The 21,238-nt window shown below is 57.0% G+C and carries 21 protein-coding genes; all 21 read left to right on the top strand.

Annotated features, from left to right (window positions below):
• Nucleotides 1–2: 2 nt before the first annotated feature.
• Entirely contained in the window at nt 3–935 is a 933-nt protein-coding gene (locus RF819_RS07745; RefSeq protein WP_078364458.1) for a glycosyltransferase family protein, read from the top strand.
• A complete protein-coding gene (locus tag RF819_RS07740; RefSeq protein WP_078364457.1) occupies nt 932–1,723 on the top strand; it encodes an FkbM family methyltransferase in 792 nt (263 codons plus the stop codon). The genes RF819_RS07745 and RF819_RS07740 overlap by 4 nt, the downstream gene beginning before the upstream one ends.
• 44 nt (nt 1,724–1,767) lie before the next feature.
• Nucleotides 1,768–2,397 carry a methyltransferase gene (locus RF819_RS07735; RefSeq protein ID WP_143541631.1) on the top strand — a complete coding sequence of 210 codons (630 nt, stop codon included), beginning with the start codon at nt 1,768–1,770 and terminating at the stop codon, nt 2,395–2,397.
• Entirely contained in the window at nt 2,397–3,374 is a 978-nt protein-coding gene (locus RF819_RS07730; protein WP_078364455.1) for a polysaccharide deacetylase family protein, read from the top strand. Before RF819_RS07735 ends, RF819_RS07730 begins: the two co-directional genes overlap by 1 nt.
• A gap of 16 nt (nt 3,375–3,390) precedes the next feature.
• Nucleotides 3,391–4,677, top strand: a complete 1,287-nt coding sequence (locus tag RF819_RS07725) for a glycosyltransferase (protein WP_078364454.1) — start codon at nt 3,391–3,393, stop codon at nt 4,675–4,677.
• A 256-nt stretch (nt 4,678–4,933) separates the two neighbouring features.
• Entirely contained in the window at nt 4,934–5,656 is a 723-nt protein-coding gene (locus RF819_RS07720; RefSeq protein WP_078364453.1) for a glycosyltransferase, read from the top strand.
• A 15-nt stretch (nt 5,657–5,671) separates the two neighbouring features.
• A complete protein-coding gene (locus tag RF819_RS07715) occupies nt 5,672–6,382 on the top strand; it encodes a glycosyltransferase family 2 protein (protein ID WP_078364452.1) in 711 nt (236 codons plus the stop codon).
• Between the two features lie 18 nt (nt 6,383–6,400).
• Nucleotides 6,401–7,150 (top strand): glycosyltransferase family 2 protein, encoded by a 750-nt coding sequence (locus RF819_RS07710; RefSeq protein WP_078364451.1) that lies wholly within the window; start codon nt 6,401–6,403, stop codon nt 7,148–7,150.
• Nucleotides 7,147–8,076, top strand: a complete 930-nt coding sequence (locus RF819_RS07705) for a UDP-glucose 4-epimerase family protein (protein ID WP_078364450.1) — start codon at nt 7,147–7,149, stop codon at nt 8,074–8,076. Before RF819_RS07710 ends, RF819_RS07705 begins: the two co-directional genes overlap by 4 nt.
• Nucleotides 8,076–8,636 (top strand): sugar transferase, encoded by a 561-nt coding sequence (locus tag RF819_RS07700; protein WP_078366834.1) that lies wholly within the window; start codon nt 8,076–8,078, stop codon nt 8,634–8,636. Before RF819_RS07705 ends, RF819_RS07700 begins: the two co-directional genes overlap by 1 nt.
• A gap of 57 nt (nt 8,637–8,693) precedes the next feature.
• On the top strand, nt 8,694–9,008 hold the full coding sequence (locus RF819_RS07695; protein WP_078364449.1) for an H-NS histone family protein: 315 nt from the start codon (nt 8,694–8,696) through the stop codon (nt 9,006–9,008).
• Between the two features lie 22 nt (nt 9,009–9,030).
• Nucleotides 9,031–10,905: a polysaccharide biosynthesis protein gene (locus RF819_RS07690; RefSeq protein WP_078364448.1), complete on the top strand. Its 1,875-nt coding sequence runs from the start codon at nt 9,031–9,033 to the stop codon at nt 10,903–10,905.
• A 68-nt stretch (nt 10,906–10,973) separates the two neighbouring features.
• On the top strand, nt 10,974–11,864 hold the full coding sequence (argB, locus tag RF819_RS07685) for an acetylglutamate kinase (protein WP_078366833.1): 891 nt from the start codon (nt 10,974–10,976) through the stop codon (nt 11,862–11,864).
• Nucleotides 11,865–12,056: 192 nt separating this feature from the next.
• Nucleotides 12,057–12,740 carry a TetR/AcrR family transcriptional regulator gene (locus RF819_RS07680; RefSeq protein ID WP_078364447.1) on the top strand — a complete coding sequence of 228 codons (684 nt, stop codon included), beginning with the start codon at nt 12,057–12,059 and terminating at the stop codon, nt 12,738–12,740.
• A 12-nt stretch (nt 12,741–12,752) separates the two neighbouring features.
• A complete protein-coding gene (locus tag RF819_RS07675) occupies nt 12,753–14,549 on the top strand; it encodes an acyl-CoA dehydrogenase C-terminal domain-containing protein (protein ID WP_078364446.1) in 1,797 nt (598 codons plus the stop codon).
• A 50-nt stretch (nt 14,550–14,599) separates the two neighbouring features.
• Nucleotides 14,600–15,058 (top strand): DUF2147 domain-containing protein, encoded by a 459-nt coding sequence (locus RF819_RS07670; RefSeq protein WP_078364445.1) that lies wholly within the window; start codon nt 14,600–14,602, stop codon nt 15,056–15,058.
• Between the two features lie 16 nt (nt 15,059–15,074).
• Complete coding sequence (locus RF819_RS07665; protein WP_078366832.1) at nt 15,075–17,510, top strand: 3-hydroxyacyl-CoA dehydrogenase/enoyl-CoA hydratase family protein; 2,436 nt, start codon at nt 15,075–15,077, stop codon at nt 17,508–17,510.
• A gap of 15 nt (nt 17,511–17,525) precedes the next feature.
• Entirely contained in the window at nt 17,526–18,113 is a 588-nt protein-coding gene (locus tag RF819_RS07660) for an endonuclease domain-containing protein (protein ID WP_342351592.1), read from the top strand.
• Nucleotides 18,114–18,148: 35 nt separating this feature from the next.
• The gene (locus RF819_RS07655) at nt 18,149–19,345 is read left to right on the top strand and encodes an acetyl-CoA C-acyltransferase (protein ID WP_078364444.1); all 1,197 of its coding nucleotides are present in this window, start codon (nt 18,149–18,151) and stop codon (nt 19,343–19,345) included.
• Between the two features lie 424 nt (nt 19,346–19,769).
• Complete coding sequence (locus tag RF819_RS07650; RefSeq protein WP_078364443.1) at nt 19,770–20,534, top strand: enoyl-CoA hydratase; 765 nt, start codon at nt 19,770–19,772, stop codon at nt 20,532–20,534.
• Between the two features lie 169 nt (nt 20,535–20,703).
• Nucleotides 20,704–21,192: a thioesterase family protein gene (locus RF819_RS07645; RefSeq protein WP_078364442.1), complete on the top strand. Its 489-nt coding sequence runs from the start codon at nt 20,704–20,706 to the stop codon at nt 21,190–21,192.
• Nucleotides 21,193–21,238: the final 46 nt, after the last annotated feature.

Here is a 21,238-nt window from a genome sequence, read left to right as displayed (position 1 = left end):
CCATGCCATCTCTCGCACCTATTGTTCTATTTGCCTATTCTCGCCCCGAGCATGTGCGGCAAACGCTCAACGCTCTCAGTGTTAATACGCTTGCTGACCAGAGTGATCTGGTCGTCTACGCTGACGCTGCGCGCAGTGAACATGATTCAGAGGCCGTGCACGCAGTGCGTGAACTGATTCGAGGCGTTTCCGGGTTTCGTAGCGTGTTACTGATCGAAAGAGCAACAAACTATGGGTTGGCACGCAACATCATTGAGGGTGTCAGCGAGGTTTTGCGCCAGAGCGAACGTGTCATCGTGCTTGAAGACGACATGGTGACATCACCACTTTTTCTGACCTTTATGAATGAGGCACTTGATCGCTATTGTGACAACGATGATGTCATGCATATCTCTGGCTATAACTATCCGATGAGGACGGATGGATTGCCCGAGACGTTTTTTTTGCCCCCTGCCTCATGTTGGGGGTGGGCGACGTGGGCGCGCGCATGGCAGCATTTCAGCAAAGACCCAAGCGAACTGGCGCGAGTCTTCTCTGCTAGACAGCGCCGGGTATTCAATCTCGATGGAGCGTTTCCGTTTTGGACCCAAGTTATGCTGAACGCACAGGGGCGCATGAATACCTGGGCAGTTTTTTGGTACGCCTCCATTTTTCGGCGCAAAGGGCTTTGTCTGCATCCGCGTCAGTCCTACGTTCAGAACATTGGTCATGATGACTCCGGCACACACACGCCTCAGTCGAGCGTGTTCGATGTAGTGTTGAATTCCTGTCGGGTCGAAAATTGGTGTGAGACGTATTCCTGCAACGATCTTGCCTTGACGCGATTGAAGACGTATTTCCGCAGCGTTACATCATTTCGGGTTAAGGCGCGGATGTTGTGCGAAACAATACTTGGCAGTTTTCCGCATCGCAGTCGAGCTAGGATGTGTGAATGAACCCAGCACGTATCATCAAAGATAGGGCATATCGGCATTGGCTGATGGTTTGGCTGAAAAATCGTTTTAGAACTCGTTACAAGGCAGGAAGGCTGAAGGCATTCCGATACGAGTTGGAGGTGACGGACCCCCTTTCTGTGGCATATCAGTTCCGGGACATTTTTGTTGAGCAGGAATACAAACTTGCCAATTCTGGCCACAAGCCGGTGATAGTTGACGTTGGGGCGAACGTTGGCGTATCAGTACTTTATTTCTGTGACACGTTGGATGAGCCGGAAATCCATGCTTTTGAGGCCGATCCGACAGTTTTTAAAAAGCTCAAGCGTAACGTTGAGTGCTACGCACCACGAGCCAATGTTCATCTGGTCAACGCTGCCGCATACATTGCAAACGGGACAATCGGTTTTGCTTGCGACGGGGCTGATGGGGGGCAGATTAGCCATCTGACAAATGAGCAAAGTTCGTATAACGTTCCGAGTATTGACTTGCTCGACTTCTTGCTGGGTTTTGAGAAAATCGCGCTGCTGAAAATTGATATTGAGGGAGCTGAGGCGTTGGTTGTGCCCCACTGCGTCCCTGCTTTTGATCGGATTGAGCGCATTTTCATTGAATATCACTCTTCCCCGGACCAGGCGCAGTCGATTGTTCGTATTCTCTCGGTTTTACAGGCGTCAGGTTTTCGTCTGCATTTGCAGTCAGCTGATTTTGTACGCAGTCCTTTTGCTCCTGTCAAGCCCGGACGTTTTGACAACCAAGTGAATATATTTGCCTACAGACAGCCCACATGAGACTAAGACGCTGGATAGAGCGCAAACTGCGACCTGCGGGCTCGTTGTTTGACCAAAGAGCAATGCGCCCGACCTCGGAGATCTTTGGTATCGACCGCGGGCAGCCAATTGATCGTTATTACATCGAGGCCTTTATTGCGCAGCATCGGCATTTGATTACCGGGGATGTGCTTGAAGTTGCTGCCAATGAATACACCCGCAAGTTTGGCGATTCTGCAGCTCGCTCTTTCGAGCTTTACACAACTCCTACGGCGCTGGCAACGGCCGTGGTTGGAGATTTGACCCGCCCTGAAACTCTGCCGAATGGTCGTTTTAACTGCTTTATCTGTACGCAGACCTTCAACTTCATTTATGAGCTCGATGCAGCCGTAAAGGGTGCATGTCATCTTCTTAATGAAGGCGGCTATCTGCTGGCGACAGTGGGTGGTGTTTCGCAAATCAGTCGTTTTGACATGGATCGCTGGGGGGATTTTTGGCGCTTGAGCTCGGCCGCATGTGAGCGCCTGTTTTCGGACAATTTCTCCGAAGTAACTGTTATCTCCTATGGCAATTTGTCAGCTGCGGTGGCGCTGTTGCGCGGGTTTTCGGTCGAAGATCTGCCATCGCGTTCTGTACTCGACGAGCATGATCCAAACTATCAGGTCATCATAGGTATCGTGGCGAGGAAAGCTTGATGCTTCGTCAAAAAATCAAATTGCTACGTGAGTTGACTTATTCAAGACGCGAGATGTTACTCAATCTGGGTTCTGTGCCTTTGGTGGTGCTTATCTATCACCGAGTGATTGAGTTGCCTTCAGATCCACAAATGTTGGCGGTCCCCCCGACCCGTTTTCGGGAGCAATTGCAGGCGTTGCAAGCAGCTTTTGACATATTGCGATTTGAACAATGTTGGGCTGATGTTCAGCGACCGACCGTCGTCATCACCTTCGACGACGGCTACGCCGACAATTTTCAATTCGCCCTTCCAATACTTGAGGAGTTGGATATCCCGGCTACTTTCTTCATCGCAACTGGCTACATTGGGGGCGAACGCGAATTCTGGTGGGATGAGTTGGAGCGAATACTGCTGTGCAGTTCTGGTGGGCAAGCGTTAAACCGGGTTGGTGCGGTCGACTTGGATCGAACATATGACTGTGGTCAGGTGCGAGAGCGTGAAGCCTTATACCAATTTCTACATCCGCAGTTGAAAACGCTTAGTGTCAAGGAGCGGGAGGGCGCAATGGCCGAATTGGCGAGATTGGTGATTGGTATTCCTGAGCCACGTTCGTCACATCGGGTGCTAGCCACTCAGGAACTTGTTCAACTCGCAGCGAGTCCAATGGCAACGGTTGGTGCTCACACAGTATGTCATCAACCACTCTCGAGTTTGAGCATTGAGGATCAACGTGAGGAAATTGAGTGTTCCCGTGCGCAATTGCAGGAGTGGACAGGTAGACCGGTGCAAGTGTTCTCCTATCCTTTTGGTGCTAAATCTGACTACACACCTGAGACGGTTGCCATTTGCCGGCGGGCTGGATTTGATCGGGTTGCCGCCAACCACTCAGCAGTCGTCAGAAGCTGGACCGATCCCTATCGAGTCCCTCGTTTTTTGGTTCGGGACTGGTCGGCAGACGAGCTAATGTCACGCCTCAGGCGTTTCGCAGGCCTTTAGTTCAGGCTGCCTGTCTGTGGCATCAGATCCAAGCATATTGCATATCAACCACTCTGACAGTGGTGGTGGTGCCGCACGTGCCGCGTTGCGACTACACCTTGCCCTTGATGCCGCTGGGTTTGATTCATCCATGCTGCTGAGGCAGGTGAGAACGAAAGCCCCATATCTATTTGGTCCACGCTCGCCAATCGGAGCGGCTCTCAGTCAACTTCGGAGTCCCGTTGGGCGGGCAGTTATGCGACTGCAAGGTTCGAGTCGCAGGGCACCCAGATCGGGAAATTTTTTGCCTTCCGACTGGGCGAGTCGAATTGAATCCATTGCCCCGGATGTGGTGAACCTTCACTGGATAGGAGCCGAAACCATGTCGATTGAAGACGTTGCCAGAATTAAGCGACCGATAGTTTGGACACTACATGACATGTGGGCATTTTGTGGTTCTGAGCATGTGGAGCCGGATGAGACGCGCTGGGCACAAGGGTATACGCGCAATAATCGCCGAATCGAAGACATGGGGCTGGATCTGGATCGGGGGGTTTGGCTTCGCAAAAAAAAGGCTTGGAGATTGCCGATGCGTATCATCGCACCGAGCAAATGGATGGCCGATTGCGTCAATCGCAGTGCATTGATGTCAGAGTCACCTGTGTCAGTCATCCCAAATGTTTTGGATACAGAGTGCTATTGCCCGCTTGATCGTGTCAAATGCCGATCTGAGCTAGGGTTGCCACAGGACAAAGTGCTCGTTTTGTTCGGAGCCATTCAAGGTAGTTCCGATCCCAATAAAGGTTACGACTTGCTGAAGGAGGCGCTTGGTCATTGCAAGACTTTTGCGGAGTCTTTTAACGTGGAGTGTGTCGTGTTTGGTCAAAAAGAACCAACAATTGACCGATCATTGCCTGTGAGGACGCATTGGCTTGGACATATCGACCATGAGGCCACTCTGGCAAGAATATACAGTGCGGCGGATGTGATGGTAGTTCCGTCCCGAATCGAAAATTTGCCACAAACTGCGACTGAAGCCCAAGCTTGTGGGTGCCCTGTTGTGGCATTCCGCGTTTCCGGCCTGAAGGAAGTCGTTGACGACAGGATAACCGGATACCTTGCCGATCCCTATGATGCACGTGATCTCTATCAGGGAATTCGCTGGGTCACCGACAATTCTTGCCAACTTTCGTCGTTGCGTAGATCAGCGCGAGACCGAGCAGTCCGTCTTTGGCATGCACGTGTAGTAGTTCCCGAATATGTCCAGCAGTACCAGTTGGCGATCGAAGATGTTGCGCGGGTCAAAACTCGCCGTTCTCAATGAGCTTGGTCATGCGGAGTTGGGAGAAATGGCGTCGTCGTGTTCACCACGTTTTGGCGACATCAAAACAGACCGCGACCTCCTGAGGCTGTAAGCCCTGCTGATTTGGCTGGTAAGCTTGGTGCCTGACCGAGCGACGGTCTGGCAATCGTTGCTGTCGAACCGATCTCAATACTCAAAATATTTGAACAACTCGTTGGTTGACTTGTGGGTGGGATTTGGCCATTTTGTCTCCTGTTTTGATAATCTTTATTGAAAGATGAATCAGTCAAATTCGCCCCGCGTGTCAGTCATCATGGTTGTGAGAAACGACCCGATAGGGTTTGTGCGTACGATGGCCAGCGTGGCGACCCAGGACTACTGCAATTTCCAGTTGATCGTGATTGATGGTGCTTCGACCGACAATACACTTGAATTGCTTCGCCAGAACGTGTCAAGGATCAGCCTATGGCTCAGTGAGACGGATATTGGCATTTATCACGCCATGAACAAAGGCGTAGCAATGGCAGATGGCGAGTGGCTGCTGTTCATGAATGCTGGAGACGAATTTGCAGATGTTGGAGCCCTGTCAGCTGCGGTTGCGGCAACTGCGTTGGAAGTAGATGTGGTTTATTCAGACTGGATTTACCGAGAGGATCGCAAGCTGGCGAAAGCCGATCTTGCGCGGATGAACGTCCGCCATCAGTCGGTGCTGTACCGCAAGTCGCTACACGAGGTGTATGGGCTGTATCTGGTCGGCAGGGGGGTGACGATTTCTGATTTCATCTTTTTTCTGTCGATCGCTGGGAAACAATGGGTCTATTGTGCGCACCCGATTTCCATTTGCGACAGAGCCGGTGCTTCGGGTCAACCGAACCACTTTCACCAACGCATGGCTGTTGAGTTATTGTTTGGTCGCCGCAGTCGCATTGCCGTTGCAGCCATTTTGTTGCTGCACCCGCTGTACCGTTTTGTAAAGTGCAATGTGCTCGGGCAGCGCTGACAGGAGACTTGACACGTGATCTCGGTTTGTCTTGCCACCTACAACGGCGGCCGTTATGTAGGGGAGCAACTGCACTCAGTATTGATGCAATTGGGGCCGGATGACGAAGTGGTTGTATCCGACGATGGTTCGACCGACAACACACTTGCAGAAATCGCAAGGCTCAACGATCCTCGGTTGCGGCTACTCACAAACAGCGGTCAAACCGGAGTGATCCCCAATTTTGAACGCGTATTGCGGGCAGCGCGTGGCGATACGATCTTTCTCTGTGATCAAGATGACGTGTGGCTACCTCACAAAGTTAACCGTTGCTTGGCAGTGCTGTCCGAGTGTGTCCTAGTCGTCACCGATTGTGCTGTTGTGAACAGTGAGTTGACGACAATAGCACCTTCTTTTTTTAGTCTACGGCGTTCTGGCCCAGGGTTGCTGCGCAATCTTTGGAAAAATAGCTATCTGGGCTGCTGCATGGCAATGCGTCGTTCTGTGCTAGATGCTGCGTTGCCCTTTCCGGCACATATCGCTATGCACGATTGGTGGATTGGCTTAGTTGCTGAACGCGTGGGAGCAGTACATTTTCTCGACGAGACTCTTTCGCTGTATCGACGACATGGAGGTAACGCCAGTCAAGCGACCATGCACTCAACGGCCTCGCTCATGATGCAGCTACGCTGGCGACTGGATATGGCGCTATACCTTCTGACACAGCCTTTTCGGCATCTACGCTGACCGGACGGAGGCTGCAATATGAAAATCAGCATTATCACAGTGACGTTCAATGCTGCCGGAACCATTGCGGATACGCTTGCCTCTGTGGCTTGTCAAACGCATCCTGACATTGAGCATATCGTGGTCGATGGTGCATCGACTGATGACACACTGGAGATCATCAGACAACGAGGTCAGCATGTATCCCAGACGATTTCTGAGCCGGATCGGGGCATTTACGATGCCATGAATAAGGGGCTTGGTATGGCAACTGGATCGGTTATCGGTTTTCTCAATGCTGATGATGTATATGCTGGGCCAACGGTATTGGAGCGAGTGTCTGCAATTATTGAAAAAGACAAGCTCGATGCAATATTTGGTGATGCAGAGTTCTTCAGTCCTGATCGACCAAATCGACCCTTGCGGCTTTATCGATCTGCGCGTTTCCGCCCCGAACTCATTGCGTGGGGCTGGATGCCAGCGCACCCCTCGTTGTTCTTGGGGCGCCATGTGTATGAGCGCTTTGGCGCGTTCAAGACCGACTATCGTATTGCCGGAGATTTTGAACTGATTGCACGGGTGTTCCATTCAGGGACGCTTGAATACAGGTATTTACCTGATGTACTTGTGCGGATGCGCACCGGCGGAGTCAGCACCGGAGGGTGGCGAAATTCGCTCCTGCTCAATCGTGAGGTTTTGCAGGCTTGTCGAGAAAACGATATTCCAACCAATCTCTGGAAAATTTTGTCCAAATATCCAGCAAAAGTACTCGAGTTCCTTCACAAATGAAGATTCTTGTAACTGGAGCCTACGGGTTTGTAGGGAAAGCACTGTGCGCTGACCTCAAAACGCGTGGGGAAGTTGTTGTTTCAGCCATTCGTAGCAGCCCAGTTGCGCCAGGCGTTTTTAGTGTTGGAGATGTTTGTGGCGGCACGGATTGGAGAGGGGCGCTAGAAGGATGCAGCGCAGTAGTCCACCTCGCTGCTCGGGTACACCATATGCAGGACGCGGCATCGAGTCCTATCGCCGAATTTCGACGAGTCAATGCTGACGGAACGTTGAATCTGGGCCGTCAAGCTGCGGCATTCGGGGTTCGTCGCTTTGTGTTTGTGAGTTCGATCAAAGTCAATGGAGAGGGGGGCAGTGCGTGCTACCGCGACACGGATATCGCGGGACCCGCGGACGCCTATGCGCTGTCCAAGTGGGAAGCGGAACAGGGCCTGTGCGAGATATCCAGGCAAACGGGCATGGAAGTGGTCATCATTCGCCCGCCTCTGGTCTACGGCCCAGGCGTAAAGGCTAATTTTGCGTTCTTGATACATGCTGTTCAAAAGGGGTGGCCCCTGCCCCTTGGCGCTATCCGTAACCAGCGCAGCCTGGTCGCGCTCGACAATCTGGTCGATTTCATCATCACCTGCGTCAACCACCCTCAAGCGGCCAACCAGACATTTCTGATTAGCGATGGACAAGATTTGTCCACGACGGAACTGGTGCGCGCAATGGCACAGGCTGCTGGAGTGCCTGCGCGTTTGCTGCCTGTGCCTGTGAGTTTGCTGGAATGGGCTGGTCGTTTGACAGGTCAAGAGGGGGCCGTCCAACGTTTGTGTGGAAGCTTGAAAATTGATAGCAAAAAAGCGAGAGAATTATTGGGCTGGATGCCAAAAATCACTGTAGAAGAAGGCTTGCGACGGGCTATGACCGGGAATGCGCTGTGATCAAAAGAACATTTGATCTGACTTTGGTGGTTGTCATTGGATTGATGGCATTGATGCCCATTGTGTTGGTGGTGTGTTTGATTCGCCTGACTTCAAGAGGCCCTGTTTTGTATTGGTCGGATCGCGTAGGTGCCAATAACAAGATATTCAGGATGCCTAAATTTCGCAGTATGCGAATAGGGACACCAATTGTGGCGACACATTTACTCAATAATCCAGACTCGTATCTGACACCGATCGGCAGCTTCTTGAGGAAATCAAGCTTGGATGAATTGCCGCAGTTGTGGAGCATTCTCAAGGGAGATATGAGTTTTGTGGGGCCGAGGCCCGCCTTGTTTAATCAGCATGATCTTGTGGATTTACGGACTCTTGCCGGGGTACATTGCCTCACACCAGGATTGACAGGATGGGCGCAAATCAACGGGCGCGATGAGTTGTCAATTTCGCAAAAAGTCGCACTGGATATTGAGTATATGCACTGTAAATCTCTCGTGTTCGATGTAAAAATTATTCTCATGACGGCATGGAGGGTTCTGGTAAGAGATAATGTTGTCCACTAAAAGCACGACTAACGTGTGGTCAGGGTGTTGTAATCACTTCCAAATAGGTAATAAAAAATGTCATCTCTCATCGAAATCCAGAACCAGATTGCCCTGTTGCAAAAGCAGGCCGAAGAAATCAAGGCCGCCGAATTGGCTGCGACTATTGCCGATATTCTGGCCAAGATGGAAGCTTTTGGTATCACCGTCGAAGATCTGGACCGTGCCAAGGGCCGTTCTCGCAAACCAGTGGCTACTGGCAAATCGGGCAATCCGGCCCCTGTCAAATACCGTGGGCCAAATGGTGAAACCTGGACCGGGCGTGGCCTGATGCCGCGCTGGTTGGCTGCCAAAGTGGCAGAAGGTCAGACCAAGGAGAGCTTTGCGGTCTAATCCGCAGTTTTTAGGTGGATGAATGCAAAGCAGGGTATTGGACTGGCCGCGCTCGGTCAAACGCTTGGTCGTTGTTGCGGTTGATATTTTCCTCGCCCTCTTTGCCACCTGGCTGGCGTTCACACTCAGGCTTGAGCAACTGAACTGGCCCTATGCGGGACAGTGGTGGGTGTATGGCTTGGCGCCGCTTCTTGCCATTCCAATTTTTGTGAAAAATGGCCTGTATCGCGCCATTTTTCGTTACACGGGGCAGGCCGCTTTGCAGGCGACGGCCAAAGCCATATTGCTGTATGCGCTGCTGTTGAGTGCTGTGCTGCTGTGGGCACGTTGGCCTGGTGTGCCGCGCAGCTTGGGTGTACTGCAGCCCCTCATTTTTTTGGTTCTGGTGGGCGCCAGCCGGGCCTGGGCGCGGTTATGGTTGGCCGACATGGGGCACACCAGTGTGATGCAGAGTGGGCGATTGCTAATTTATGGTGCGGGTGCCGCCGGCGCCCAAACGGCGGCGGCGCTGCAAATCTCCCGCCAATATGGATTGGTCGGATTTATTGACGATGATGTCACCAAGATTGACCGCAGTGTGAATGGCATACCGGTTTACCCACCATCCCGCGTCAGTGCACTCGTCGCCAGCCAAGGCGTCACCGACATTCTGCTGGCCATGCCCAGTGCCTCCAGAGAGCGGCGCAACGCCATTCTGGAAAGTCTGCGTGATTTGCCGGTTCACGTCCGCACCTTGCCGGGCCTCTCTGATCTGGCCAGCGGCCGTGTCACCGTGCAGGATTTTCACGAGCTGGACATTGAAGATTTGCTGGGTCGCGCACCGGTTGCGCCGAACGCTGAGCTACTGGAACAGGATCTGATGGGCCAGGTGGTGCTGGTCACTGGGGCTGGGGGCAGCATTGGCAGTGAGCTCACGCGCCAGATTCTGCAGCAGCGGCCGCGCCAATTGCTGCTGTTCGAACACAACGAGTTTGGGCTGTATGCCATTCATCAGGAGTTGCAAGCGATCTGTTTGGCAGCCGGGCTGTCGGTCGAACTGGTGCCCTTGCTCGGTAGCATCGCCAACCCGCATCGCTTGAAAGCTGTTTTCAGCACCTATCAACCCGCTACGGTTTACCACGCGGCTGCGTACAAACATGTGCCGATGGTCGAAGACAACCCTGGCGAAGGTGTGCGTAACAACGTCTTTGGCACCCTGAACCTGGCGCAGGCGGCGGCCACGCATGGTGCACGGCGTTTTGTATTGATCAGCACCGACAAGGCGGTGCGCCCTACCAATGTCATGGGTGCCACCAAACGCATGGCTGAGCTGGTGCTGCAGGCGCTGGCGGCCCAGTCCCACGGCACCACCTTTTGTATGGTGCGTTTTGGCAATGTGTTGGGCTCCAGCGGCAGTGTGGTGCCGCTGTTTCGCAAACAGTTGGCCGCCGGTGGGCCGCTCACGGTGACCCATGCCGAGGTCACCCGTTATTTCATGACCATCCCCGAAGCCGCGCAGCTGGTGTTGCAGGCCGGTGCCATGGGGCAGGGGGGCGACGTGTTTTTGCTGGACATGGGCCAGCCGGTCAAGATTGTTGACCTGGCACGCCGCATGGTCGAACTCTCGGGCCTGCGGGTGCGCGACGCGGCCCATCCGGGGGGCGACATCGAGATCGCCATCACCGGCCTGCGCCCCGGCGAAAAGCTCTATGAAGAGCTGCTGATTGGTGACAACCCCGAGCCCACCAGCCACCCGCGCATCATGAAGGCGCACGAGGATTACCTGGACTGGCCACGTCTTGAACCCCATTTGCAGACCTTGCAGCAGGCCGGGCTTGAGGGGGATGTGGCAACCATCAAGGCCGTGTTGCAGACCTGTGTGCAGGGCTATCAGGCGCAGCCAGCGGTTCTGGACTGAGTCGGGTCGACTTGCTGCACAATTTGCAGCTTGTTTTGTTCCTTTCTTCAGTGAACCACGAACCCACCATGACCGACGTCACCCACATCCAGCCACGCGACAAAGCCGAAATCCTGGCACAGGCCCTGCCTTACATCCGCAAGTACCACGGCAAGACCATGGTCATCAAATATGGCGGCAACGCTATGACCGATCCGGCCCTGCAGCAGGACTTTGCCGAAGACGTGGTGCTTCTGAAGCTGGTGGGCATCAACCCGGTGGTGGTGCATGGCGGAGGTCCGCAGATCGAGACGGCCCTGAAGCGCCTGGGCAAAAAAGGTGAATTCATCCAGGGCATGCGCGTCACCGATGCCGAGACCATGGAAGTGGTCGAATGGGTGCTGGGCGGCGAGGTGCAACAGGACATCGTTGGCCTGATCAACCAGGCAGGTGGCAAGGCCGTGGGCCTGACCGGGCGCGACGGCGGCATGATCCGCGCCCAAAAGCTCAAGATGCTCGACAACGCCGACCCCACCAAGGAACACGACGTGGGCCAGGTCGGAGACATCGTCAGCATCGACCCGAGCGTGGTCAAGGCGCTGCAAGACGACGCGTTCATCCCGGTCATCAGCCCGATTGGTTTTGGGGAAGCCAACGAGAGTTACAACATCAACGCCGACGTGGTGGCCGCCAAACTCGCCACGGTGCTCAAGGCTGAAAAACTGCTGATGCTCACCAACATCAGTGGCGTGCTCAACAAGGCCGGTGAGTTGCTCACCGACCTGACCGCGCGGCGCATTGATGAGTTGTTTGCCGACGGCACCATCAGTGGAGGCATGTTGCCCAAAATTGCGGGTGCGCTGGACGCGGCCAAGAGTGGTGTGCACGCAGTCCACATCGTCGATGGCCGCGTGCCGCATGTGCTGTTGCTTGAAATCCTCACGGACCAGGCTTTTGGCACCATGATCCGCTCGCATTAAATTGCTAACAAAATGGTAGCTATCTGCCCTTTTGGATAAAGGGCTGGAGCCACTTTTGATGTAGATCAGCTGAAGTTGAGCAAAACTAGGGGTTTTCCCTAGAAACGACCCGAAACCCGCTTTTGTCACGGGTTCGCGCTGTCTGCGGTTCGGGAAATGCTGCAAAATAGAACGATCGTTCTTTTATGCACCATGACCCGTTCCACCTCTCTTTTATCGCCTGACAGCAGCCCGTCTGTCAGCAAATCACGCCATGACCGGGCCTTGCAAAAAGGCCAGCAAACCAAACAGCTCATCGTCGAAGCGGCTTTGCGCCTGGCCGGCCAGATTGGCCTGGAGGGCCTGAGCATCGGTGTGCTGGCCGAGGTCACCCACATGAGCAAGTCGGGCGTGTTTGCCCACTTTGGCTCGCGTGAGGAGTTGCAGCTCTCGGTGGTGCGTGAGTATTACCAGCGCTTTTCTGACGAGGTCTTTTTCCCGGCCATGCAAGAGCCGCGTGGCCTGCCGCGCATGCGGGCGCTGTTTGCCAACTGGATGAGCCGTGTTGCGGTGGAGCTGCAGTCCGGTTGTATCTTCATCAGTGGTGCGGTGGCTTTTGATGACCGGCCCGGCCCGGTGCGTGATGCCTTGGCCAGCGCGGTGCAGACCTGGCTCCATGCCCTGACCCGCGCCATTGAGCAAGCACGTGAAGAGGGCCACTTGGTGCCCGACGCTGACGCGCAACAGATGGCCTTTGAGATCCACGGCCTGATTCTGTCCTTGCACTACGAAGAACGCTTTCTGAAGAATCCTGGTGCCCTGGAGCGGGCCCACATCGGCTTCGAAAACATCCTGCTGCGCTACGGCAAACGCACCAGCCCCAACCCTCAGATTTAACAGGAGACCACCATGACCATCTACAACCCGCCCCTGCGTGACATGCAGTTTGTCATGCACGAAGTGCTCAATGTCACCCGCGATCTGGCGGCCATCCCGATGCATGCCGACATGGACGCCGACACCATCAACGCGGTGCTCGAAGAAGGTGGCAAGTTCGCCGCCGAGGTGCTGCTGCCGATCAACCGCAGCGGTGACGAAGAGCACTGTGTACTCGACCCGGTCAGCCACGAGGTCACTACCCCCACCGGTTTCAAGGCCGCCTACAAGCAGTACATCGAAAGTGGCTGGGCCGCGCTGGCGTGTGACCCGGCCTACGGCGGCCAGGGCCTGCCACTGGTGGTGAACCAATGTTTCTACGAGATGATGAACTCGGCCAACCAGGCCTGGGCGATGTACCCTGGTCTGACCCACGGCGCCTACGCCGCGCTCTACACCAACGGCACGCCGGAGCAAAAAGAAACCTACCTGCACAAGATGACCAGCGGCGAGTGGACCGGCACCATGTGCCTGACCGAACCGCATTGCGGCACCGACCTGGGCCTGATGCGCAGCAAGGCCGAGCCGCAGGGTGACGGTACCTACAAGATCACCGGCACCAAGATTTTCATCAGCGCCGGTGAACACGACCTGAGCGACAACATCATCCACCTGGTGCTGGCGCGCCTGCCCGATGCGCCACCCGGCATCAAAGGCGTCAGCCTGTTCATCGTGCCCAAATTTCTGGTGAATGCGGACGGCTCCCTGGGTGCACGCAACAGCGTTTTTGCCTCGCGCCTGGAGCACAAGATGGGCATCAAGGCCAGCGCCACCGCCCAGATCGAGTTGGAGGGCGCCATCGGCACCCTGGTGGGTGAGCCCAACAAGGGCATGCACGGCATGTTTGTGATGATGAACGCCGCGCGCCTGGGGGTCGGCAACCAATCGCTGGGCCTGACTGAAGTGGCGTTCCAGAACGCCCTGGCCTACGCCAAGGAACGCATCCAGATGCGCAGCCTCTCTGGCCCCAAAGCCAAGGGCCAGCCTGCCGACCCGATCATCGTGCACCCCGATGTACGCAAGATGCTGCTCACCGCCAAAGCCTATGCCGAAGGCGGCCGGGCCTTGTTGTGCTTCAGTGCCATGCTGCTGGAAAAAGAGCACAACCACCCCGACGAGAAAACCCGCAAAGACGCCGCCGAGATGCTCGCGCTGCTGACCCCGATCGTCAAAGCCTTCATCACCGACAACGGTCACATCGCCACCAACGCTTGCATGCAAGTGTTTGGCGGCCACGGCTACATCCGCGACAACGGCATGGAGCAGTTTGTGCGCGACAACCGCATCAACATGATCTACGAGGGCACCAACACCATCCAGAGCCTGGACCTGCTGGGCCGCAAGGTGCTGGGCAACCAGGGCGCCACCCTCAAGAAATTCGGCAAACTCATTGCCGCCCTGGTGGCCGAGGAAGGTGTCAACGAGAAGATGGCCGAGTTCATCAACCCTATTGCGATGCTGGGGGATCAGATGACCAAGTTCACCACCGAAATCGGCTTCAAAGGTTTCCAGAACCCCGACGAGGTGGGCGCCGCTGCGGTGGACTACCTGCGTGTGGCTGGCCACATGGTGTTTGGTTACTTCTGGGCGCGTATGGCGCAGGTGGCTTTGCAGCAGATCGCTGCAGGCAGCACCGACCCGTTCTACACCGCCAAGTTGCAGACCGCACGCTTCTACTTTGCCAAGCTGTTCCCCGAGACCTCGACCCTGATGCGCACCGCACGCACCGGTGTCAAAGTCTTGATGGACACTGACGCGGCCCTGGCTTAAAACCCGGCCAAGCCCCCAGCGCTATTTTTAACTCGCACCGGAGACTATCTATGAAAAATCGCACTCTAGCCCTTATTTATAAAGGGTTGATAGCTATTGTTACCGTAGCTTCCTGCGGCCTGGCTGCCGCCCAGATGACACCCGTGGGCAGCTGGTACAGCATCGACGACAAGACCGGTGAGATCAAAAGCCTGGTGGTGATCACTGAAAAAGACGGTGTGTTGACCGGGCGCATCGACAAGCTGCTGCGCAAAAACGCCGACCAGAACGCCATCTGCAAAGAGTGCACTGACGACCGCAAAGACCAGCGCACGCTGGGCATGGAGATCATTCGCGGCGTCAAGAAAGCCGAGGGCAAGGACGTCTGGGAAGACGGCAAGATCCTGGACCCCGAAAACGGCAAGAGCTACACCCTGCGCCTGACACCGATTGAAGACGGCAAAAAGCTCGAAGTGCGGGGTTCGGTGTTGTTCATCAGCCGCACCCAAACCTGGCTACGTGTTCAGTAATTACGGGGAAACCAACATGTCTCGATTCAATGTGAAAAAAGTCGCCGTGCTCGGCGCGGGGGTCATGGGTGCGCAAATCGCCTCGCATCTGGTCAATGTCAAGGTGCCGGTCATCCTGTTTGACCTGCCCGATAACAAATCACCGTCCAAGAACGGTATTGTCAGCCGTGCGGTGGACGGTCTCAAAAAACTCAAGCCCGCACCGCTGGGTGTGCCCGAAGATGCCACGCTGATTGGCCAGGCCAATTACGAAGAGCACTTGGAGCAACTGCGTGACTGCGACCTGATCATCGAAGCGATTGCCGAGCGCATGGACTGGAAGCTCGATCTCTACAAAAAGATCGCGCCGTACATTGCGCCGCACGCCATCGTTGCCTCCAACACCTCGGGCCTGTCGATCACCAAACTCAGCGAAGTGCTGCCCGAAGCCATCAAGCCCCGCTTCTGCGGCATCCACTTCTTCAACCCGCCGCGTTACATGCTGCTGGTGGAGCTGATTACCACCCCCACCACCCAGCCGCAGATCCTCGACGACCTGGAGGCCTTTGTCACCAGCAGCCTGGGCAAAGGTGTGGTACGAGCCAAAGACACGCCCAACTTCATCGCCAACCGCGTGGGTGTGGCCGGCATGCTGGCCACCATGAAAGAGGTCGAGAACTTTGGCCTCTCTTACGACGTGGTGGACGATCTGACCGGTAAGAAGCTCGGTCGCGCCAGCTCCGGCACCTTCCGCACCGCCGACGTGGTGGGCCTGGACACCATGACGCACGTCATCAAGACCTTGCAAGACACGCTGAGCGGCGACGCAGCCGCAGGGCCTGGCAAGTTTGATCCGTTCTACGCCAGCTTTGCCACCCCAGAGGTATTGAAAACCCTGCTCGAGATGGGCAACCTGGGCCAGAAAACCAAGGCTGGGTTTTTCAAGAAGGTCGGGCGCGACATCCTGCGCTTTGATCTGGCCAGCAAATCCTATGTGCCTGCTGGTGAGAAGGCCGACGAGGTCTACGCTCGTATGCTCAAGAAACCCGCCGCCGAGCGCCTGCAATTGCTGCGCAACAGCGAAGGTGTGCAAGGCCAGTTCTTGTGGGCCATCCTGCGCAACGCCTTCCACTACGCTGCGGTGCACTTGGCCGAGGTGGCCGACAACGCGCGTGATGTGGACTTTTGTATGCGCTGGGGCTTTGGCATGAAACAAGGCCCGTTTGAGCTCTGGCAAGAGGCTGGCTGGCTGACCGTGGCCAACATGGTCAAGGAAGACATCGATGCTGGCAAAGCCTTGTGCAGCGCACCGCTGCCCGACTGGGTGTTCACCGGCCCGGTGGCCGAGGCCGGTGGTGTGCACACGCCGCAAGGCTCCTGGAACCCGACCACGCGCAAGTTTGTGCCGGTGCGTTCGCTGCCAGTTTATGCGCGCCAACACTTCCCCGAGAGTGTGCTCGGCGCCCAGGCACCGTCGGCCGCGACCGCTGGCAAGACGCTGTTTGAAGACGACGCCGTGCGCCTGTGGACGCTGCCAGATGGTGAGTTCAGCGAGATCGTCATTGCCAGCATCAAAACCAAGATGCACGCTATCAGCCCCGACGTGGTCGAGGGCCTGGTGCAGGCGGTGGACTTGGCCGAAGCCAGCTACAAGGGTCTGGTGATCTGGTCCAACGACGAGATGTTCTCAGCTGGCGCCGACCTGCAGGCCATGTTGCCCGCCTTCATGATGGGCGGCGCCCAAGCCATTGACGGTGCCGAGGCCGAGATGCAAAACGCCATGCTCAAGATCCGTTACGCCAGCGTGCCGGTGGTGTCCGCAGTGCGTGGTCTGGCGCTCGGTGGTGGGTGTGAACTGGCCATCTACAGTGCCAAACGTGTCGCCGCGATGGAGAGTTACATCGGCCTGGTGGAAGTTGGCGTGGGCTTGGTTCCTGGGGCTGGAGGCCTCACCTACATTGCCCGGCGTGCTGCAGAAAACGCAGCAACGTCCACCGGCAAGGATTTGCTGCCGTTCCTGACCGAAGGCTTCACCGCCGCTGCCATGGCCAAGGTGGGCACCAGCGCCATCGAGTCGCGCAAGCTCGGCTATTTGCTGGACAGCGACGTGATCGTGCCGCACAAGGACGAGCTGCTTTACGTGGCCCTGTCGGAAGCGAAGGCGATGGCCAATGCCGGTTACCGTCCGCCCCACAAACGCCCGTTTGCGGTGCTGGGCCGCAGTGGTGTGGCCACCATCAAGGGTTCACTGGTCAACATGCGCGACGGTGGTTTCATCAGCCAGCATGACTTCCACATTGCCAGCCTGATCGCCAACGTGGTCTGCGGTGGCGATGTCGACGCGGGCAGCCAAGTGACCGAAGAGTATTTGATGATGCTGGAGCGGCAAGCCTTCTGCTCGCTGCTGAACCATCCCAAGACTCAGGAACGGGTGATGGGCATGATGTCCACGGGTAAACCTGTCCGCAACTGAGTTCGCGGTAGCGCCATGACAATGTCACAAGCCGCACCAAGTACCTCCGCCACGAGGCTGGACGAAGTGGGTCTTGGCCCCCTCTCCCGCAAGCGGGAGAGGGCCGGGGTGAGGGCCACAGTGAAGCTGCACCAGTCCGTTTCCTCCCTCTCCCCACGGGAGAGGGCCGGGGTGAGGGCTAGGCAACTCCGCGCCAAAGCCACAGACGCCGAGACTTTGCTTTGGCAGCGTCTTCGCAGCCGCCAGTTAGCGGGTTACAAGTTTCGGCGGCAGCATCCCATTGGTCCTTATTTTGCAGACTTTGCCTGTATTGAAGCCCGTTTGGTGGTGGAGCTTGATGGTGGCCAACATGCCACGCCCGAAGGACTGCTGAGTGATGAGCGCCGCAGCGAGGCTTTGGCCTCCCAGGGCTATCTTGTCCTGCGGTTTTGGAACCACGATGTACTGCAGCAGACGGAGGCGGTTTTGGAGAGCATTTTGTGTGGGTTGCGTGAGCGTTGCCCTCACCCCGGCCCTCTCCCAGAAGGAGAGGGAGTGAGCGGCCTTGCGGTGCATCAGGATGGCCCTCACCCCAACCCTCTTAAGAGCCGCAGCAGGCGGTAAACCTTTGTATCGACTATTCAGATCGGAATATCACCATGAAACAAGTTCAAGACGCCTACATCGTTGCCGCCACGCGTTCGCCCATTGGCAAGTCGCACCGCGGGTTTTTCCGCAACACCCGGCCGGACGACCTGTTGGTCAAGGTGCTGCAGTCGGCCCTGGCACAAGTGCCGGGGCTGGATGCCAACGCCATTGAGGATGTGGTCTGCGGCTGCGCCATTCCCGAAGGCCAGCAGGGCCTGAACATCGCGCGCATCGGTGCGGTGCTGGCCGGGCTGCCCGTCAGTGTGGGTGGCATCACCGTCAACCGCTTTTGCGCCTCGGGCCTGAGTGCGATCCAGATGGCGGCCGACCGCATCCGTGTGGGTGAGGCCGACGTGATGATCGCCGCTGGCGTGGAGAGTATGAGCATGGTGCCGATGATGGGCAACGCCCCGTCCATGTCGCCCGCCATGTTTGGCAACGACGAGAACATTGGCATTGCCTATGGCATGGGCCTGACCGCCGAGAAGGTGGCGAACCAGTGGAAGGTCAGCCGCGAGGCGCAGGATGCGTTTGCGGTGGAGTCGCACCGCAGAGCCTTGGCCGCCCAGGCCGCTGGTGAATTTGCCGCCGAGATCACGCCGATTGAGGTGATCGACCGCGCGCCCAATCTCGACACCGGCGAGGTCATCGAGAAAAAACGTGTGGTCAGCCTGGACGAAGGTGCGCGTGCCGACACCTCGCTCGAAGGTCTGGCCAAGCTCAAAACGGTGTTTGCTGCGCGTGGCTCGGTCACGGCGGGCAACAGCTCCCAAACCTCGGACGGTGCGGGTGCATTGATCCTGGTCTGCGAAAAAGCGCTCAAACAATACGGTCTGACACCGCTGGCGCGCTTCGTGAGTTTTGCCGCCAAGGGTGTGCCGCCACAGTTCATGGGCATCGGCCCGATTGAGGCGATTCCGGTGGCTTTGCGCAACGCCGGTCTGACGCTCTCGGACATTGACTGGATCGAGCTCAATGAAGCTTTTGCCGCGCAGTCTCTGGCCGTGGTCAACACCCTCGGGCTGGACCCGGCCAAGGTGAACCCGATGGGTGGCGCCATTGCGCTGGGCCACCCGCTGGGCGCCACCGGCGCCATCCGCGCCGCGACCGTCATCCACGCCCTGCAACGCAAACAACTCAAGTACGGCATGGTCAGCATGTGCATCGGCATGGGGCAGGGCGCGGCGGGGATTTTTGAGCGGGTTTGAAGTTTGCCGGGTAGCCTTCGCTGCAACGACATGCAGGTGGTCGCGTGATCTGCGTGACGTTGTTGGCACGTCGCTGCGCGGTAGCCGCTTGGGGCGTCCCCCTCATACTGGGGTACCAGAAATCGGGGGCCACCCCAAGCGGCTACCGCGCGGATCACGTGGACGCTGATGCTGGGTTTGAAGACCGGCGCCGGGGACGTCTCTGGTTAGGTTGTTCGACTTCTTCTTGGCCACCATCGCCAGCGAGACATGCCCTTGGGGCGGCTGACGATTTCTGGTACCCCCAGTATGAGGAAGTCGCCCCAAGGGCCTGTCTTGCGGGTCACAGCCAGAACGTTCGCATAAGAATGACAAGCGCCAAAACCTGGCCACCCTGACCACAGCACGTGTGCCAGAATTCCAAGCTCTTTAACTAGGACCGCCCATGACCGACCTTCTGATCGACACCACCGACCGGGTGATGACCATCACCTTCAACCGCGTGGACAAAAAAAACTCGTTCACCGCCGCCATGTACGCTGCCATGGCCGACGCCTTGACCAGCGCGCAGGCCGACGATGCCGTGCGAGTGCTGGTGTTCCAGGGCCATGAAACGGTATTCAGCGCGGGCAACGACATTGCCGATTTTTTGCAGGCACCTCCGGTGTCGCCCGAAGTGCCGGTGTTCCGTTTTTTGCGCGCCATCAGCAGCTTCAGCAAACCCGTGGTGGCGGCAGTGTGTGGCCCGGCGGTGGGCATTGGCACCACGTTGTTGTTCCACTGCGACCTGGTGTATGCCGGTGACAACGCCGCGTTTTCCATGCCGTTTGTGAACCTGGGCCTGTGCCCCGAGGCGGCGTCGAGCCTGCTGGCGCCGCAGCGCATGGGCTACGGCCGCGCGGCCGAGGCGCTGCTGCTGGGTGATCCATTTTTGGCCGAGGCTGCGCTCGAGATGGGGCTGGTGTGCCGCATCGTGCCGCCGACCGAGGCCAGTGCGTTGGCGCAGCGCCAGGCGCAGCGGCTGGCGGCCAAACCCAGCAGTTCGGTACTGGCCACCAAACGCCTGATGAAGCTTGGCCAGGCCAGCGCGGTGGACCAGCGTATTGCCGAAGAAGCCGTCATTTTTGGCCGCATGCTCGGCGAGCCCGCTGCCAAAGAGGCCTTTGGCGCCTTTATGGCCAAGCGCCAGCCTGACTTTTCAAACCTGTAAGACAAATCAGCCTCTAGCCCTTATGTTGCTTGAGCTGGTAGCTGTTGTTTTAATAGTGTTTGGTGCCTCGGCAGAAGGTGGTGGCGCGGAGCTGACAGCGCCGAGTCCGCCCAACTGATGCCTTTGCTGCACAAGCCTTTGTGCCGACCGTCTCCATCACACCTTGACCATGCCCCACCACACTCCCCCCGCTGCCGATATTCAGTTTGAACCCGAGTTCATCACCGGGGTGAAACAGGTGTTTGAAGAAAAAATTGTCTTCAACCAGCTGCTGGGCTTGAAGATCACCTCGGTGTTGCCCAGCCAGGTCAAGGCGCGCATTGAGATGCGCAACGAGCTGGTGGGCCACTACGCCTACAACCGCATCCACGGCGGTGTCATCAGCGCCGGATTGGATGCCATGGGTGGGCTGGCGGTGATGGTGGCGATTGGTGCACGCCACATGGACGAGCCGGTGCCGCAGCGCCTGCAGCGTTTTGCCAAACTCGGCACCATCGACCTGCGTGTGGACTACCTGCGCCCGGGCATCGGTGAGTGGTTTGAGCTGCGCGCTGAAGTGATGCGCCTGGGCTCACGCGTGGCCTCGACCCGCATGGAGTTTCTGGGTGCCGACGGCAAGCTGCTGTCGACCGCAGCGGCGGCGTACATCGTGTCCTGATGGGCCCGGCGCCCGGCGGATAATTTCCGAAATATGTCTGCCATTT

The sequence above is a fragment of the Rhodoferax fermentans genome (genome assembly GCF_002017865.1).
Lineage (GTDB): Bacteria > Pseudomonadota > Gammaproteobacteria > Burkholderiales > Burkholderiaceae_C > Rhodoferax > Rhodoferax fermentans.
This window is presented reverse-complemented; position numbering and strand designations above follow the sequence as displayed.

Excerpts from the sequence above, each read along its gene's own strand:
- RF819_RS07660 (WP_342351592.1), top strand. The coding sequence starts at position 17,526 with ATGACAATGTCACAAGCCGCACCAAGTACCTCCGCCACGAGGCTGGAC.
- RF819_RS07730 (WP_078364455.1), top strand. The coding sequence starts at position 2,397 with ATGCTTCGTCAAAAAATCAAATTGCTACGTGAGTTGACTTATTCAAGA.
- RF819_RS07675 (WP_078364446.1), top strand. The coding sequence starts at position 12,753 with ATGACCATCTACAACCCGCCCCTGCGTGACATGCAGTTTGTCATGCAC.
- RF819_RS07710 (WP_078364451.1), top strand. The coding sequence starts at position 6,401 with ATGAAAATCAGCATTATCACAGTGACGTTCAATGCTGCCGGAACCATT.
- RF819_RS07690 (WP_078364448.1), top strand. The coding sequence starts at position 9,031 with ATGCAAAGCAGGGTATTGGACTGGCCGCGCTCGGTCAAACGCTTGGTC.
- RF819_RS07655 (WP_078364444.1), top strand. The coding sequence starts at position 18,149 with ATGAAACAAGTTCAAGACGCCTACATCGTTGCCGCCACGCGTTCGCCC.
- RF819_RS07680 (WP_078364447.1), top strand. The coding sequence starts at position 12,057 with ATGACCCGTTCCACCTCTCTTTTATCGCCTGACAGCAGCCCGTCTGTC.
- RF819_RS07670 (WP_078364445.1), top strand. The coding sequence starts at position 14,600 with ATGAAAAATCGCACTCTAGCCCTTATTTATAAAGGGTTGATAGCTATT.
- RF819_RS07745 (WP_078364458.1), top strand. The coding sequence starts at position 3 with ATGCCATCTCTCGCACCTATTGTTCTATTTGCCTATTCTCGCCCCGAG.
- argB (WP_078366833.1), top strand. The coding sequence starts at position 10,974 with ATGACCGACGTCACCCACATCCAGCCACGCGACAAAGCCGAAATCCTG.
- RF819_RS07705 (WP_078364450.1), top strand. The coding sequence starts at position 7,147 with ATGAAGATTCTTGTAACTGGAGCCTACGGGTTTGTAGGGAAAGCACTG.
- RF819_RS07695 (WP_078364449.1), top strand. The coding sequence starts at position 8,694 with ATGTCATCTCTCATCGAAATCCAGAACCAGATTGCCCTGTTGCAAAAG.
- RF819_RS07650 (WP_078364443.1), top strand. The coding sequence starts at position 19,770 with ATGACCGACCTTCTGATCGACACCACCGACCGGGTGATGACCATCACC.
- RF819_RS07740 (WP_078364457.1), top strand. The coding sequence starts at position 932 with ATGAACCCAGCACGTATCATCAAAGATAGGGCATATCGGCATTGGCTG.
- RF819_RS07720 (WP_078364453.1), top strand. The coding sequence starts at position 4,934 with ATGAATCAGTCAAATTCGCCCCGCGTGTCAGTCATCATGGTTGTGAGA.
- RF819_RS07645 (WP_078364442.1), top strand. The coding sequence starts at position 20,704 with ATGCCCCACCACACTCCCCCCGCTGCCGATATTCAGTTTGAACCCGAG.
- RF819_RS07665 (WP_078366832.1), top strand. The coding sequence starts at position 15,075 with ATGTCTCGATTCAATGTGAAAAAAGTCGCCGTGCTCGGCGCGGGGGTC.